Source organism: Rufibacter sp. JT20002 (assembly GCF_056491185.1).
Window position 1 is genome coordinate 1 of the sequence record NZ_JBSZJY010000002.1, and the last position, 15,790, is coordinate 15,790.

A 15,790-nucleotide genomic window follows, 5' to 3' on the forward strand; every position below is an offset into this window, starting at 1 on the left:
CAGAACGCCCCACCCGCAGAATTGACGGGGGGGCGTTCCTCGTTTGTATAGCAGGGAGAGGAGGGGGATGAGGGGAGGGGAAAGTTGTGATACTCTATGACCAATAACGGAAAAGCCCGGGCCCATCTAAGAGCCCGGGCTTTTCCTGTTTTAACTTAATGTTAGTTCTTTTCTTTATTTAGTTTGAGTTTTTGGCTTATTGTTTTCCTTTTCAAGCCTTCTTCAACAAACAGCCACCTAAACTCTGAAGATCGGTTGTTTTACAACTTGATTCATCTTAAGATTACTTCATTCTCTTCTAAAAAGACTTTCTTACCCTTTTTCTTACAAATAGCTTTTCAGATTACCCTTTCTTTTGGAGCTATTCTTTGATCAACCTTCTTCAATTTTCTTTCTATACTTCTGAATCAAAATTATTCCTTATTTTATCATAAGGCAAAGCAACCCTTTTTGAATTACCTCCGTGATGGGTACGCAAATCAGTAATCTGTGATAGGAACAGAAAGCACCATACTTGTAGAGATCGTGCAGGGTTGTTTGCTAAACAATCGTGATGCACAAAGAAAGCTTTACCAGCATTTCTACGGGTATGCTATGAGTGTATGTGTTCGATACTCGAAAGATGCTGAAGAAGCGAGAGAAGTGATGAACGATGGGTTCATGAAAGTATTCACAAAGCTCAAGCAGTTTGACCAAAGTAAATCTTTGAAAGGATGGATTCGGCGCATAATGATTAATACTGCTTTGGACAATTACCGGCATAACCTAAAACATTACCATGCCGCTGACCTTGAATCTGCCCCGTCTTTATCTGATGGTTCTGACATAGAAGGTGATTTGAATTATGAATACCTGATGGGGCTGATTCAACAGCTTTCACCCGCCTATAGAACAGTTTTCAATTTGTACGTGATTGATGGGTACACCCACGAAGAGATAGCAGAAATGTTGGGTATATCTTCTGGTACTTCAAAATCTAACCTCTCCAAGGCTAGAGCTAATTTGCGAGAAGTTTTAAAAAAAAATAGAGTAGATGAACTCGAACAATATATCTGACGAAGAGCTGGATCGCTTGTTCAAAGCAACAGCAGAAAACTTCGACCCCAACTTTGATCCGGAGGCTTGGAAAGCGATGGAGAAAAAGTTGGATCAGGTAGATACGCGCACAAAATGGTTTAAAATCTCCTCAGTTCTGCTTGCATTGTTTCTATTAATAAGTATCCCTTTCATCTATAAACGTATTTCATATACAGAAACTGAAAGGAGTAACGAAAGTCAACAAGTGGGTTTAATACCTCTTAAAGAAGAAGCGTTTCATAAGCAGAACAGCCAAAATAGCCTCAAAACAGAGAATGCTTCAGATGTGCCTAAAGTGAAATCATCTATAAACGCTTCTACTCTGGAGTCAAAGAAATTTTTTGATATAAAGGCCAAGCAAAGCCAAACCATCACCCCTTCAATTGGCAAAAGAACGTTTCTTCCTTTAAACCGAAAACTGGTTTCGGATTCAATCGGTAAAGGTGTACCTCTCAAGTCAAACCAAGACTTAGTGATAACAAGCTCTACTGAATACGGAAGGCAAGAAAGCTCTTTAACATATAGAGATTCTACCTCTGAAGGAAGTTATGGAGAGATTTCTAGTTTAACAGCACGGGGTGCATTGTATGTGAACCCTTTGGATACCCTGTACCCGGAGAGTCTGGAACCCTTATCACAAGAAGAGTTGGAGTTCATTCCTCAGGATTCTTCCTCTAACCGAAACTTAGAGGGGCATAAAGCTTCGGCTTTCCTGAATTCAATTCAAGTTGCGATTGCTTTTGCGCCGGACGTTACCACGATCAGGTTTAAGAACCCCGAATCTTTAAGTGCCAATGCCGGGGTGCTGATAGGGGTCCCAATTACCCGTAAGTTAAGTTTCGTTTCGGGCGTAGTTTGGGCAAACAAGGTGTATAGTGCTCAGCCAGAAGACTACCATTTTTCAGGAGGGTATACCTATACCTCTGAAATTGAAGCTACCTGTAAGGTGCTAGACATTCCTTTGAACCTTCGGTACCAGGTTTTTGAGTCTGGAAAAAACAAAGTAGCTGTGCAGGCTGGAGTATCTTCCTATATTATGCTCAGCGAGAAATATGGCTCTGAGTATAGCGGTTATGGCTACTACAGCTACGAGGTGAAAAATGAAAACAAGCACTGGTTTACGGTGCAGAATGTGTCTCTGGTGTATACCCGTGCCGTTTCACCGGTTTTTTCAGTTGGGGTGGAGCCTTTTGTGAAGATTCCTTATTCAGGAATCGGGGCAGGAAAAGTGAATTTAACAAGTGCCGGGGTTTTCTTTTCTGCTGGTTATAAGATAAAAATCAAACCATAATAATTCATATTGACCCTACCTTGGACAGCGCCTCCACTGGCGCTGGGTGGAATGACCTTGCCTTTACTTTCCATTACTAATCCTCAAAAAACCATGAAAACCTTTCCATTTCTTACCCATTGGGCCGTGCGGCTTTTTGTTGTTTTCTTCTTTGTAGGCAGCAGTAGCTGCAGTGATGACGATGAGGATGACCAAACCCCAGATAACATTGTACAGATGCGGGAAAGCACCTTGACCGCTGATCAGGAAGAGCACCCTGTCACGTCTTCCGCCACTGGTACTTTTACCGGAACCTATGATAAGGACACTAAGATTTTGAATTACACCATTACTTGGTCGGGGGTGAACGCTACCAACATGCACTTTCATAAAGGGGAGCTGGAAAAGTCAGGCCCAATAGTGATTCCTATCGGGGCTCAGCCTTATACAAGTCCTATCAACGCTCAAACTCCACCATTGACGCCGGCCCAAGAAGCAGACATGTTGGGGGGGTTATGGTACGTGAATATCCATAGCAACGCTTACCCAACCGGAGAAATAAGGGGACAGGTTCTGCCGCAGTAAGAACTTCTGCTTCCAGTAGGGTGATGCTCTTTTCTTCCATTTCAAGTCAACTTTAACTCTGTTCTTATGAAAAGTATTGTACGCTTTCCGCTTATGGTAGTCACTTTATCCTTGGCAGTTCTGGCAGGTTGTAAAGACGATAAGGAAGAAGAGATTACCCCCAACAACCCCAATAATCCTCAGCCGCAGCAATGCGATACTAACGCCGTTACATACTCTAGCACGGTCTCCGGTATAATTAGTACCAACTGCCTTTCCTGCCATAGCGCCTCCATGGCAGAAGGAGGGATGATTCTGGATACCTATGCCCGGGTGAAAGCGGTGGCAGACAATGGCAAACTCATGGGCGTGATCACGCACGCCGCAGGTTTCTCGGCCATGCCTAAGGGAGGAACCAAGCTCTCTGACTGCAACATTGCCAAAATCAAGAAGTGGGTAGATGCTGGCGCCCCTAATAACTGAGATACCATGTTTAAATTTCTACTCTTAGTGGTGGCAGTTCTGCTGGTAGGGCTTTCCTCACCAGTCACTGGCCAGGCAAGGTTTTTTACCAGAACAGGGTACATCTCTTTCTACTCCAAAGCCCCTTTGGAAGACATAGAGGCCAACACAAAACAGGTAGTTTCCTTTTTGGATACCAGAACCGGGGAGATGGTGTTTACCGTGCCCATGAAATCGTTTCAATTCAAAAAGTCCTTGATGCAGGAACATTTCAATGAGAACTATGTAGAGTCAGACAAATACCCAAAAGCTACTTTCAAGGGGAAGGTGGTGAACATGCAAAGTGTGAACCTGACCCAAGACAATCTTTACAAGGTACTCATTGAGGGCGTTCTCACCATCCATGGTGTAGATCGCCCTGTCCGGACTGAGGGAACTCTGGAGGTAAGGAATAAGCAGATCGTGGGGAAGTCCACGTTTTCGGTTACTCCCCAGGAATTCAATATTGAGATCCCGTTTCTTGTGAAAGAGCACATTGCCAAGCGCATTGACATTACCGTGAATGTAGTGTATGTACCTTACGTGGAGAAGAGCCTATGAAAGTGTGGAAGATGATCTTTCTGGTGGCTTTTCTCTCCGTAGGGAGCACCTCCGCCATCATGGCGCAAGACGACCTTCTTAAACTAGCCGAGGAAGGAGACAGTGTGAAAAGTGAAACGGTAAGCGCAACGTTCAAAACTACTCGCCTTATCAATGGGCACTCTGTTGAGACAAACGGGGCAGGTTCCTTGCTTTTCCTGATTTCGCACCGGTTCGGAACGATCAACAGCGGAGCCTACAACTTCTGGGGCCTTGATCAGTCTACCATCAGGCTGGCGCTGGAATATGGAATAACCGACAGGCTGACGGTGGGGGTGGGCAGAAGCTCCTTGGAGAAGACCTATGACAGTTTTCTGAAGTACAAAATTCTGCAGCAGAAAACGACCGGTTCGCCGGTGACTGTCACTGGCTTTACCAGTGTGGCGGTGAAAACCTTGGATTGGGCAGATCAGGAAAAGGATTTCGAATTTGCCCACCGGCTCACGTACAGCTTCCAAGTGCTGCTAGCCCGCAAGTTCTCTGAAAGACTGTCACTGCAACTTGCCCCCACGTTAGTGCACCGCAACCTGGTGGAGACGGGCTTTGGAGATACCGATGTCTATGCAATAGGCACTGGCGGACGGTTTAAACTAACCAAACGCACCTCGTTCAATGCCGAGTATTTCTACCTGTTACCCGGCGCCACCGCCGATACCTTCAAGAACAGCTTATCCTTGGGGTTTGACATTGAAACCGGGGGACACGTTTTTCAGCTGATGTTCACCAACTCACAGGGGATGATTGAAAAGTTCTTCGTCCCCAGGAACGTGGGCGGATGGTCTACCGGCGATATCTACTTCGGGTTTAACATCTCACGGGTATTTAACCTGGGCAGGGAAAAAAGAGAATGGTAATGTAAAGGTTTACCTGGGAAAGGGCCTCTGATTTTCGGAGGCCTTTTTTGTACCCGTTTACCAATCAAACACCCGAAGCTAATTTTGGCATTGGTTTCTGAAAAAGCCTTCAAACAAAAAATCCGGGTACCTGCCAGATAAACTCTAAACCTGTACTGTGGAGCCCTGAGATAAAAACGTTACCTGAGATTGAATGGCCTTTTTGCTTTGAGGCAGAAAAGGGACCAGTGGGAATACATGAAACATGTTTTCGTATTCTTCATATTGCACCGGCACGTGAGCATTGGCGAGTTTCTGCACAAAGCTGCGGCTATCCCATAAAAAGATTTCTGAGGTGCCGATCTGGATTAAGGTAGGCGGCAAACCCGATACATCTCCAAACACGGGAGAGATAAGCGGATTGAGGGGATCCTGGTCCTGAATGTATTTCTTAGCCGCTCCCCGCACATTGTCAAAGCCTAGAATGACATCTTGCGAAGCCGTGAGTTGCGAGGCTGGGTTGGTAAGGCTAATGTCCAGCCAAGGGGAAAGCAGCAACAGTTTCTGAGGTAGCTGGGCGTTGAGTTCCTTCAGACGGTAAGTAGTCGCTACCACCAAGCCACCGCCGGCGCTATCGCCTACCAAAGTATAGTGTGGCAGTTCGCCACGGGCCTGCAGGGTAGAAAGAAAGGTAAGCACATCTTCCAACGCCGCTGGGAACGGATGCTGCGGAGCCATCCGGTAATCTACCACTGCCGCTGCCATGTTCGTTAGCCTGCTGAGGCGCGCAATGTATCTCCACTGTAACTGCACGGGGCCAAACAAATAGCCTCCGCCGTGAAGATAAACCAACACTCCGTTCTGGGCCTTGTTCCGGTTAATCCAGTAACCCGGTACCCCGTTGGCGTCTATTTTCTCAAAGGCGTACTTCCGGGTTAACTTCTTGGGAGGGTCTGGTAAGCTCTTAATCTTAAAGCTACCTTTGGCCACCTTCCTCCGGATGTACTCCTTTACCATTGCGGTTCTTTTCTTTCCAACCCCAAACGCCAGGGAGGTCAGCAGGAGGACAGAGGCTGCGCCGGCTGCTGCAAGAGTGTTCTTATGTTTCATCAGCAATTCCTTCAGAAGTAATTTCTGGTTTTCTGTTTTCAGGAACTTAGAGTAACGATGGGGACTGCCGTTGGTTCAAAGAATCCTGCTACAAATAGGTAGGGAGAGTGCCTGCTTTTCCGCCTCATTTCAGAAAACAGTACTGAAAACAGGTTAGTACCTTTTCAAGAAAAATCCTCGCCTTCGTTTTACCTCCATTTCTTTAAAAACAGGATTAAAACGGAGCCGAGGATTTTGAAAGGAGTAAAGTGAGATTACCCTAGTAAAGGCTTGATTCTAACGGCGGGGAGAAATCTTCCAGAGTTCTCCGTTGCTTTGGTCTGTGACCACATAGAGGGCTCCGTCTGGTCCTTGCCGTACATCCCGGATGCGTTGGCCAAGGTCTTCCAGGAGATGTTCTTCCCCGGTGACCTTTCCATTCTCAATTTTAAGCCGTACCAGCTGTTTGTCTTTCAAGCCACCCACAAAGAGGCTTCCTTGCCACTCGGGGAAGGCTGTTCCAGTATAGAATTGGGCACCTGAGGGGGCAATCACGGGATCCCAATAGTAAACGGGCTGTTCAAATCCGGCTTTGGCGGTCACGGAATTAGGCACCGGACTACCCGAGTACTCCTCACCGTAAGTCACCAGGGGCCACCCGTAGTTTTTGCCTTTTTCTACCAAGTTCAGTTCATCCCCGCCTTGCGGACCCATTTCCACCACCCAGAACTTTCCTTCCGAGTCAAAGGCCGAGGCCTGCACATTTCTATGGCCCACCGTCCAAATCTCGGGCAGGGCGCCCGCCTGACCCGTGAATGGGTTGCTCGGGGCAGCCGCTCCGTCTGGGGTAATCCGAAGGGTCTTGCCCATGTGGCTGTTCATGTGCTGCGCCTGTGGCCTGATCTCCAGCACCGACCGTTCGCCTAAGGTCACATACAGCATGCCATCGGGACCAAAGGCCAACCGGGAGCCATAGTGCATGGTGCCGTTGTACGTGGGCAAGGCCCTGAAAATTATTCTTACATCGGAGAGGCTGCTACGGTCAGAAGATAAAACCCCGCGAGCCACGCTGGTGCCGTTTCCGCCGGTTCTGGGTTCTGAGAAACTCCAGAAGATAGTTCGGTCAGAGGAGAAGTTGGGGCTTAAGGCTACATCCAGCAAACCACCCTGCCCGCGGGCGTCTACCGGAAGCAGCCCCGAGATGGGTTGGCTTAGCGCCCCGGTGGCGGAAACAATGCGCAACCTGCCCGGTTTCTCGGTAACCAAAAGTGCCCCGTCTGGTAACGGCTCCACCGCCCAGGGTTTCTCTAGCCCCTTGGTCAGTACGGTGACTTCCAGAGCGGTCTGGGTCTTGATGGCGCAGGCACGGGTTTGGTTGGCAAAAGCGGGCTTTTGCTCAGGGGCGTTGGCTTGCCGGGTTTCAAGGGGAGTACAATTGGTAGGGGAGGTGGGTGTCTGGTCAGGGTCATCCTGTGCAATCTCTTTCTGGCTACAGGCGCTGGCCAAAGTAGCGGTAAGAGCAATTGAAAGGATGGCCCTTCTGGTGCTGCTCAATCGGAGGTCGCTTAACATGTCTTTGCTTGGTTTAGGGAAAAATGAACTGGCTTTGTGCCTTGCTTCTTCGTTTGTTTACTTAACTCTTTGGACTGGCACATTGTTTTATACCTGTTTTTCAGAAAGAAGGTGTTTTCTTTGGGTGTTAACCAAAAATTTAATCAGGAGTAAGAAGAACTGGTGGATAGAATAGTGCACATACTTGAGAAACTGGGCCTAACCTTGCAGATTGCCAAAACGGCTTTCGCAGCCGCCCTGTCGTGGTTTGTGGCTTCGAATTTGCTGCACTCTGAATATCCTTATTTCGCTGCGGTGGCCGCCATCATCACCGTGCAGGTCACCGTCGCCGATTCGGTGGACAAGGCCACGCAACGCATCATCGGGATCATTGGCGGGGTGCTGGTGAGTATGTTACTGGGACATTGGTTCCAGATTGGGGCCATCTCCATTTTTTTCATCATCTTGATTGGCATGGGCATTGCCAAGGCCCTGCGCATGAACCCGCAGATTATCTCACAGGTGGCCATCAGCTCTTTGTTGGTGCTCGCGTTTGGGCAGATGCGGGAGGGGTATGCCTTTGAAAGGATCGTGGAAACGGTGCTGGGTTCCTTTATTGCCGTTGTGATCAATGCCTTGATTGTTCCGCAGAACGCCATACCGCAGGTAGAGCGTAGCATCCTTTCCTACAGTGCCTTGTCGGCGAAAACGCTCATCAGCCTGGCCTCCCTGCTGGCTGATCTGGGCCCGAGGCGTAAAACGGGTCGCTCTGAAGTAGATGCCTTGATCAAGGAAGCCCAAGAATGCCGGAAAACCCTGGGGCTGGCCGAGCAAAGCTTGAAGTATAATTTCTTGTTAACTCACAAACGAAGCAGGCTCACCCAACTCACCGAAACCATTCTGCAACTGGAGAGCATCACCATCCAGATCAGGGGCATCAGGAGAAGCCTCGCCGATATCCAGCTGAACCAGCATCTGCAGCCAGAGCAAACGTACCTGCAAAACCTGAAACTCGCCATGGAGGCGACGGCAGAGTGTATTACTGCTTACGGTTTAGTGACCATTGAAGAAACGCCTGAGAACATAACCCGGTTGGAGAAGGCCATCCAGAACGCCCAGGAAGCGCAGGCCCGCTGTTTAGACAGCCTGCACAGCATCAGCTCGCTGGCTACGGTAAGAGATATGGGCAGCATCCTCACCGATTTAGGCCGGATTGTATCTGAAACGCAGCTCGTTCAGGAGGTCCACCAAAAAGCAGAAGAAGTAAGCCTGCCCTAAAAGGTGTTTTCAGGCTGTATTAATCAAACCAATAGGAAACTTCTGAAAGGCAGTTAACAGGTGCGGCTATGCTGCTGGGAAAGCTATACCAGAAAGGCGGGTACATTCATTGAGAAAACGCTCCTGTAACTCTGGGTCGTGGGCTGCCGGCATGCTTTGCTTTAACTTCTGGTGGTAGAAGTACTTGCCCGATACCAAGGCCGCGGGATCCTGGCTGGTGGCTAGCCAAACTTGCGTTTTAGGGGCTTCTTCCAGGCTGTCAGGGGCACCGGCTCCGCCCATTTTGGTGGTGACCCAACCGGGTTCCAAAGCATTGGACAGGACGTTGGGCCATTTTCTGGCCACTGCAAACGCTAGCAGCACATTGTGCAGTTTAGAATCTGCGTAAGCGGTAAATCCGCTCCAGGTCTTTTTGCTCCAGGTGAGGTCTTTCAGGCTCACATCGCCGCTCTGGTGCAGCCCCGAACTGATGTACACCAAACGCTCCGGCCTGCGGATGAGACACGTCAGGATGTATGGGGCCAGGCTGTTCACGGCAAAGACCTGCGGCAAGCCATCTGGGGTTAGGACCTTGCGCGACTCACGATACCCCAGGGCAGCATTATGGATCACGGCATCAAAAGGAGGTAACTCATTTACCTGATCCGCCACGCTCACGGTATCGGCAATGCTGGAAAAATCGCCCACTACCACTGTTTGCGCCCCCGGGACGCCAGCCAAGGCATCTTGGCCTCTTTGCTCATTGCGGGCGTGCAGAACCACCTCGTGTCCTTCCTGTACAAGCAACTGTGCCGCCATTTTGCCCAGGCCATCGGCGGAGCCGGTGATAAAGATTCGTGCCATGTTGGTTTACTTGTTCGGTTATTTGTTGAAGATTAATTTAAACGGTTGGTTTGGCCGGTAGGCTGTACTTATTGTTTAGATTCTTAAGATGTAATATCGGTTGGCTTTTAAGTTGTTTTAGGTAAAGTAGCTCAGAAACGAGGGGCAGAGTGAGGCAAAGAACATTAGACCGTCACAACAAGGCAGTTTACGGAAATGCCCTATAAAACAGGAAGCCCTGACAACTGCCAGGGCTTCCTGTTTTACATCATGTTGGTGTTTGTGTGAGGCGGGTTAATTCTTGATAAGTTTGATGGTTTTGTTTATATCGCGTTGGGTAACCCTCAGGATGTACATGCCCTTTGCCAGGTTGTCGCCCAGGGTTACTTTGTCGATGGAGGTACCAGAAGCCATTAACACCCCGGTGCTGCTGTACAGTTGGTAGCTAAACCGTCCTGCTAGCTTAAAGGTGAAATCCTGCTGGAAAGGGTTAGGGTAAGCGTTAGAAGTAGCGGTACTAACTTCGTCCTCAATGCCGGTAACGTTAGATTGCTGAGTGCAGAACGGATATCCTACATCGGGTCTACCCGCAAGGTACTGCCGCAGCCAGGTCATGGCTGGACGGTCAGATCCGGAGCTGTTTAACAGATGGGTATCTTGTTTCCAGGTACGGCCAGATTCATATCCCCATAAGGTAATCCCCGCTACGGCTGGATGCTCCCAATACACCGGGAACAGCGTCTGGTACCGGGTGCTCTGGGTATTGTCATTCCCTGAGATATCCAGTTCGGTCACATAGATTGGGACCCCGGCATTGTCCATTAAATCAAGGGCGTCTTTCAGTCGGACGGCAGTAAGGGTGTTGATGTTGAACTCGTGGGCCTGCGTGCCAAAGCCGTCAATCAGGTTGCGGTCGCGCAGCAGTTTGATCACCAGCAGTTGCTCGTTAATGGCCGATGGGTCGTTCTCTAAGCCGTAATCGTTCAGGATCAGCTTGGAGTTAGGGAAGTATTGCCGGGCTTTGGTAAAGATCCAGATGATCCAGTCATACCCGGTGGCACCGGCCCCGCCTAACCCTTCTCGTACAGCGGCAGTGGCAGCCGCGTGCGTTCTCAGGTTCTCGTTCAGGACATCAATCTGGTCTATGCCGGTAGGGTATTTGGCTGCAACGGCAGCTAAGTATTCCTCCATTTCTGCCTGAAACTCACTTGGGGAGAGCAGGAGACGGTTATTGGAGTTAATAGCCCAGGTGGGAAACTGGCTTCCCCAGGCAAAGGCATGGTACCGGAACATAAGGTGATTGTTCTTGGCGTGGTTATACCCTACATCGGCCCCGTTCCAGTTCATGACATCGCGGGTAGATTCCACCACGCCCCATTTGGTGTTGTTCTCCAGGGTGACGCCGTTCCACAATGAGTTGTAGTTGGAGGGTACGCTGCCGGCAATGATATTGCCCAGGTATTTTCCTTTACAGGCACTCAGCCCAATGCTAGTGGCCGGGGCTTGCCCCACTGTCACTTGCACGCCCGCTGAAGTACTCACGGTGTTCAGGTTATCGGTGGCTTTAGCGGTAAGGGTGTAGGTTCCTTCGCTCAGGGGAGCCCAAACAAAAGTGTAGGTGTTGTTGGTGGCCGTGGTAGCCTCACCCAGTTTGGCGGTGCCGTTAAAGAACTCCACTTTGCTCACCGTGCCATTGGCAAAGCTTCCCCCAATATCTGAGGCATACACCAGAATGGTCATGGCCTTTCCCGCCTCAAAATAGGCGTTGTTATGTGGGGCGGTAATCACGCAGGAAGGAGGGGTGTTGTTCTGTGCCTGCACCCGGAAAGCGCAAAGGGTAAGCACCAGAAGGAAAACAGAGAGTAAAGATTTTGTCATGCAGAAATATTTGTGAATTGGTGTCTAAAGATAGAAGAAAACGCACCAAATGAAAGCTCTTATTTTGAGGAAGTTGAACCTTGATATGCAAAATTTTGACTCAACCACTTTTCTTAAATGGAGGGACAAAACGAGACAAATTGAGTTTATCTTGTCTACCTCATGGCCCCGGCTTTCATCAAAAAGGTTAGTATTGAATTCAAAAAAGCAGCTTAAAAACAGAACCACCTGACAAGTGCCTGGTGGTTCTGTTTGGCATCAATTTCTTATTGGATCACCAGTTGTTGTTTTGCCAGAACGTTAGCTTGGTCTCTTACCTGAAGAATGTAAGTGCCTGGCTTCAGGTTGCTGGTCACTGGCAGGTTTCCGTCTGAAGAAGCCTCTTTTCTGTACACTACTCTTCCCAGCAGATCCACTACCTGAATAGTAAGGGCACCATCCACCTTTTGGCCGTTGGTTCTGATCTGGAATTGGCCATTAGGGGATGGGTTTGGATAGACCGTCAAGGTTGAACGATCCAGGGAGGGGCCAGCTAATGCAGTAGAAGCCGTGGTTGCCACTACTGTTGGTACCGTGATTTGGAACTCAGAAACTTTCAGACGATCCACAATGGTTTTGCCCCCTTCGGTTGGGATGCTGACCCTGCTGTACAGGTTCCCCACGCTGCTGTAGGAGTACTGCACCATGGTGGGCTTGGTCACCCGCGAACTGCTTACTTCCACGGTGGAACCCACAATCACTGCCGTAGCCGTCTGGAAACGGCCGCTAGCATCGGCTATCTTGAACTCACCCGGGGCTAACCCATTATCAGTGAACAGTCCGTTGCCCAAGTGTTTCCATTTAAGGATGACCTTATTGCCGGAGACATAGGAGTTAGGGATATCCCGGACTGGGGCAGAATAGGGGATGTTGTCACCGTACACCAATCCTCTGGCACCAATAGCGGTCCGGATGCCTACTGGTTTTTTCTCAGTGGGGTGCAGGGAACCACCCGGAAGGTCTCTGATTACCACCAGAAAGCAGCTAGGCTCGGTATCAGCTACCTCTAACTGGGCGTTACGGGCGCCATTCCAACCCGAGCGGTACGCCAACTGGATAATCCCGAAGGGCAAACTAGCTTGTCCCCAGTCTGAGCGCCACTCGCGCACCATGTTGGTGAGTTTAGTCTTATAGCCGGTGTCCCCGCCGTTGCTTTCGCCCTGGTACCAGGCCACTCCCTTTACCGCAAACGGTTGAATAGATTTTACCATGGCATCGTAGTCCGTGCCCACGCCCCCGCTTGTATGCTGCCACTGGTCTATGGCGGTTCCGTCATGCGTGGCCTGGATCAATCCGATAGGTACGTTCACCATCCATTGGGAGAGTTCCAACCCCATCCAATATCCTACCGCCGAGAAGTTGCCCACGGTGCTGGAGTTGGAAACTTTCCAGGTGGTGGTGCTAGGTCCGTTTCCGGCCGTCATTCTGAAAAGGCGAATATTATGGTTGCCGGCCTCGGCAATAGCGGAGGCACTGTTGTTGGCCTCGGCCAGTGACCAGCCCATGTTAGACTGGCCGCTGCACAGCCAAACTTCGCCTACCTGAACCCCTGTCAAGGTTACGGTCTCGTTGCCTGAGGTAACAGTCATGGAACTGGGATCCATACTTGCGGTCATGCTGGCCAGATCAATCCGCCATTTACCGGTGGCATCGGCAACGCCGGTTTTATTTTGGCCCATGAACTGCACTGTAACGGTAGCCCCGGCAGTAGATGTCCCAAAAACCGGAACGGTGGCATTCCGCTGTAAGACCATGTTTGACCCAAAAATAGGAGAAAGCGACAGGGCGGCGAAGGCAGAAGGCACCCACAGAAAGGATACTAAAACACACGCTAAAATTTTAGATAGAATTCTATTCATAAACATTGGTGTTTAAGGTGAGAAATTTCATTTCAAAAGCTTTATAGAAGCAGGAGGCTTTTAAGGTGGCTTGAGGTTGAACATGAGAGATAGGGTAGGAGTTAGAGAATACTTTTCGGGTTGTGGTTTATCAGCGAAGCGATTGTTTCAGCCCTGTTTTCCAGAAATGCCCTTTGAAACAGCACTTCTGGAGAAAAGAATTATGGTTGTTTAAAACTCGATGTAGGTAAAGCGAGGAACGAAGATTGGCGATAGCCTACCTTTGGTTTTTCTGTCTTTTTACCTTAATTCTCAATCTATGCCATCGTTGGCATGGGAGTGGCTGAATTAGAAACAATCCTTAACAGATTCATCATTTTCAACATACTTGATTTTTTAGAGGTGGATAAAGAACTAGGGTAACTTCCTGTTTCCAGAAGAGATTTGAACTTCAAGAGGTAAGCGCAAAAAAAAACAACCAACCTATGGAGCCTGTGAAAGCATTGGCCGAAGCACAGTGGCTGAATTATTATCAGAAAAGGTACTAAAAAGGAGAAGCGTAAGAGGTCTCTGTGTTTTCTTGTGGAAGCAGCCGGTTCTTGGCCTATTCCTTTCTTCAGGAAAGCCTTATAAAAAAAATAAAAAGCAAACTCAGGGAAATAGACCTTTTACGTAATAATTGTAAAAAGGTGTTTGGTTTGTGAATAAATTTAAAAAATAATAAAATATTACCCTTTGTGATAAGGTGTGTTGATAAAATTTGAATAGATGTAAGTTGAGATAGTCAGACCTATTTCAAAGAAATATATTGTCGGTTGAGAAAAGAGAGGGTGGATGAACAAAAAGAATCAGTTTCATCTTTTTGAATTGTTGGAGCAAAAACTTAATGAATCGTAAGAAGAAGGGTAGACCTTTACCCTAGGTGCGCTGCACCTTATGAAAAAAAGCAAGAGATCTTCTGCCAACAAGCAAACCCAAAGCAACATAAAAGTTTTTTGGTGGTATAATTATGTAAAATAACGCTATGGTGCTTTAGAGTTCTTTCTAAAGTAATCGGCTTAAAGCAGAAAAAGACCTCTTCCGATGAAAAGCGAAGTGGAGCCTTCGAGCTTTAAGGGCGTTAAACCGAAAAGTCCTGCAACCACAACCAACCAACTAAAAACAACCGCAAAAACCAACGGTGACCCTACAAGGATTTTGTGCCCTGCTTTAAATGGGGCCATGAAGAACAGGCAAATTTCAGATTACTTCCCTTCCTAGTCTAATGATTACCACCTCTGAGATTCCGCCTGCCCTGGTCCTGGCACCTTATGTGCGGTGTTATACCTTTCGGGAGTTCAATACCCAAGGGGAAGATCTCATCAAACCCTGGCACGCCTCGCACGAGATAAGTATGCCCTTTTTTTTCAAATCCAAACCTGTTGACCTGCAAAACCCCCAGACCGGACAGATGCTGAAAGGCGGCAGCTACGGGGGAATTGTAGGGCTAGGCACGCAGTCCAATGGAAAAATGACTTTCAGGGGAGAGTACGCCTTCTTTGAGATTATCTTCCGGCCCGGCGGGTTCACCAGGATCTTTCATCATCCCGGGGTCGAGTTCACCAATTATGTTTTTAATACGGAGGAGGTGCTGGATCAACGGGTAGAGTGGTTTTATGAGCAACTATGCGCCGCCCGATCCTTACCACAGATGGGAGCTCTGGCAGATGTCTTTCTGATTTACTTTCTTACAAAACAGAAGGGCCGTGAGCACGAAGACAGCATTATACAAATCGCCAATTATCTTTTGCGAGGTGGTAAGTTGAATTCCATAGAGCAGTTGGCCTCCGAGGCCAACATGAGCCGGCGTAATTTTGAGCGCCGGTTCACCGAGCAGGTAGGTATGGCGCCCAAGCTCTTTTACTGCGTTGCCAGGTTTAACCACGCGCTTACCCAGAAACTCCAATGCCCCACCAAAGAATGGACGGCCATTGCAGCTGACTGCGGATATTTTGACCAGATGCACCTGATCAAAGACTTTAAAAGGTTTGCGGGCGGAAGTCCTTCCAATTTCTTAAAAGAAACCCCCTTAACGGATGAAAATTATACCTCAAGAGTAGAATTTTAACAAAAAATGGCACTTTCGTACTATCCTAAGCTAGAATAAGGATGTACTTTTGTTATAGATTTACCGGGAAGCCACAACCGAATACAAGCAAAAACCGGGTACCAAGGGGGGAAGAAAGATGCGCAAAGTACCTCTTCCAGCGTAAAGGCAGACAAGGCCTTTAGATGATGCGGTAAGAAACAAGTTAGCTTTCACCACTAAGTGTCAGCGGCAAGAAAGTAGAAGCAAGAGGCAGCCTTCCTCCTTGAAAGAGAAAGGAAGAAGGTAGCAGAAAAAGACTAAATGACCTTATTGAAGAGCCTTAGGGTAGGTTTACTAAAGGTTTACCCTTACCCACGGCACT

General features: G+C 48.5%; 13 protein-coding genes. 8 read left to right on the forward strand and 5 right to left on the reverse strand.

All coding sequences use genetic code 11. From position 1 onward, the window contains the following. Positions 1-489: 489 nt before the first annotated feature. From ACW9SV_RS09515 to ACW9SV_RS09540, 6 genes are all read left to right on the forward strand, one after another. A complete protein-coding gene (locus tag ACW9SV_RS09515) occupies positions 490-1,056 on the forward strand; it encodes an RNA polymerase sigma factor (RefSeq protein WP_479556526.1) in 567 nt (188 codons plus the stop codon). Beyond that, positions 1,034-2,368, forward strand: a complete 1,335-nt coding sequence (locus ACW9SV_RS09520) for a porin family protein (protein ID WP_479556527.1) — start codon at positions 1,034-1,036, stop codon at positions 2,366-2,368. The genes ACW9SV_RS09515 and ACW9SV_RS09520 overlap by 23 nt, the downstream gene beginning before the upstream one ends. 93 nt (positions 2,369-2,461) lie before the next feature. Further along, complete coding sequence (locus tag ACW9SV_RS09525; protein ID WP_479556528.1) at positions 2,462-2,932, forward strand: CHRD domain-containing protein; 471 nt, start codon at positions 2,462-2,464, stop codon at positions 2,930-2,932. 66 nt (positions 2,933-2,998) lie between these two features. Next, positions 2,999-3,394 carry a hypothetical protein gene (locus ACW9SV_RS09530; protein ID WP_479556529.1) on the forward strand — a complete coding sequence of 132 codons (396 nt, stop codon included), beginning with the start codon at positions 2,999-3,001 and terminating at the stop codon, positions 3,392-3,394. A gap of 6 nt (positions 3,395-3,400) precedes the next feature. Then, the gene (locus ACW9SV_RS09535) at positions 3,401-3,973 is read left to right on the forward strand and encodes a YceI family protein (protein WP_479556530.1); all 573 of its coding nucleotides are present in this window, start codon (positions 3,401-3,403) and stop codon (positions 3,971-3,973) included. Continuing rightward, on the forward strand, positions 3,970-4,866 hold the full coding sequence (locus ACW9SV_RS09540) for a DUF5777 family beta-barrel protein (RefSeq protein ID WP_479556531.1): 897 nt from the start codon (positions 3,970-3,972) through the stop codon (positions 4,864-4,866). The genes ACW9SV_RS09535 and ACW9SV_RS09540 overlap by 4 nt, the downstream gene beginning before the upstream one ends. A 144-nt stretch (positions 4,867-5,010) precedes the next feature. Here the strand turns inward: ACW9SV_RS09540 and ACW9SV_RS09545 are convergent, their stop codons facing one another. Beyond that, entirely contained in the window at positions 5,011-5,955 is a 945-nt protein-coding gene (locus tag ACW9SV_RS09545; RefSeq protein WP_479556532.1) for an alpha/beta hydrolase, read from the reverse strand. A 276-nt stretch (positions 5,956-6,231) separates the two neighbouring features. Further along, positions 6,232-7,506 (reverse strand): PQQ-dependent sugar dehydrogenase, encoded by a 1,275-nt coding sequence (locus tag ACW9SV_RS09550; protein ID WP_479556533.1) that lies wholly within the window; start codon positions 7,504-7,506, stop codon positions 6,232-6,234. Between the two features lie 162 nt (positions 7,507-7,668). Here ACW9SV_RS09550 and ACW9SV_RS09555 point away from each other — a divergent pair, with 162 nt between their 5' ends. Further along, complete coding sequence (locus ACW9SV_RS09555) at positions 7,669-8,763, forward strand: FUSC family protein (protein WP_479556534.1); 1,095 nt, start codon at positions 7,669-7,671, stop codon at positions 8,761-8,763. A gap of 66 nt (positions 8,764-8,829) precedes the next feature. Here the strand turns inward: ACW9SV_RS09555 and ACW9SV_RS09560 are convergent, their stop codons facing one another. The 3 genes from ACW9SV_RS09560 to ACW9SV_RS09570 form a co-directional block, all read right to left on the reverse strand. Next, the gene (locus ACW9SV_RS09560; RefSeq protein WP_479556535.1) at positions 8,830-9,606 is read right to left on the reverse strand and encodes an SDR family NAD(P)-dependent oxidoreductase; all 777 of its coding nucleotides are present in this window, start codon (positions 9,604-9,606) and stop codon (positions 8,830-8,832) included. A gap of 273 nt (positions 9,607-9,879) precedes the next feature. Continuing rightward, positions 9,880-11,463, reverse strand: a complete 1,584-nt coding sequence (locus tag ACW9SV_RS09565; RefSeq protein ID WP_479556536.1) for an endo-1,4-beta-xylanase — start codon at positions 11,461-11,463, stop codon at positions 9,880-9,882. Positions 11,464-11,729: 266 nt separating this feature from the next. Further along, on the reverse strand, positions 11,730-13,361 hold the full coding sequence (locus ACW9SV_RS09570; protein ID WP_479556537.1) for a sialate O-acetylesterase: 1,632 nt from the start codon (positions 13,359-13,361) through the stop codon (positions 11,730-11,732). A gap of 1,243 nt (positions 13,362-14,604) precedes the next feature. On the opposite strand from ACW9SV_RS09570, the gene ACW9SV_RS09575 reads away from it, so the two are divergent. After that, positions 14,605-15,447 carry a helix-turn-helix domain-containing protein gene (locus tag ACW9SV_RS09575; RefSeq protein WP_479556538.1) on the forward strand — a complete coding sequence of 281 codons (843 nt, stop codon included), beginning with the start codon at positions 14,605-14,607 and terminating at the stop codon, positions 15,445-15,447. Positions 15,448-15,790: the final 343 nt, after the last annotated feature.

Coding starts and splice junctions, on each gene's coding strand:
- ACW9SV_RS09525 (WP_479556528.1), top strand. CDS start 2,462: ATGAAAACCTTTCCATTTCTTACCCATTGGGCCGTGCGGCTTTTTGTT.
- ACW9SV_RS09575 (WP_479556538.1), top strand. CDS start 14,605: ATGATTACCACCTCTGAGATTCCGCCTGCCCTGGTCCTGGCACCTTAT.
- ACW9SV_RS09535 (WP_479556530.1), top strand. CDS start 3,401: ATGTTTAAATTTCTACTCTTAGTGGTGGCAGTTCTGCTGGTAGGGCTT.
- ACW9SV_RS09520 (WP_479556527.1), top strand. CDS start 1,034: ATGAACTCGAACAATATATCTGACGAAGAGCTGGATCGCTTGTTCAAA.
- ACW9SV_RS09540 (WP_479556531.1), top strand. CDS start 3,970: ATGAAAGTGTGGAAGATGATCTTTCTGGTGGCTTTTCTCTCCGTAGGG.
- ACW9SV_RS09550 (WP_479556533.1), bottom strand. CDS start 7,506: ATGTTAAGCGACCTCCGATTGAGCAGCACCAGAAGGGCCATCCTTTCA.
- ACW9SV_RS09545 (WP_479556532.1), bottom strand. CDS start 5,955: ATGAAACATAAGAACACTCTTGCAGCAGCCGGCGCAGCCTCTGTCCTC.
- ACW9SV_RS09560 (WP_479556535.1), bottom strand. CDS start 9,606: ATGGCACGAATCTTTATCACCGGCTCCGCCGATGGCCTGGGCAAAATG.
- ACW9SV_RS09570 (WP_479556537.1), bottom strand. CDS start 13,361: ATGAATAGAATTCTATCTAAAATTTTAGCGTGTGTTTTAGTATCCTTT.
- ACW9SV_RS09565 (WP_479556536.1), bottom strand. CDS start 11,463: ATGACAAAATCTTTACTCTCTGTTTTCCTTCTGGTGCTTACCCTTTGC.
- ACW9SV_RS09530 (WP_479556529.1), top strand. CDS start 2,999: ATGAAAAGTATTGTACGCTTTCCGCTTATGGTAGTCACTTTATCCTTG.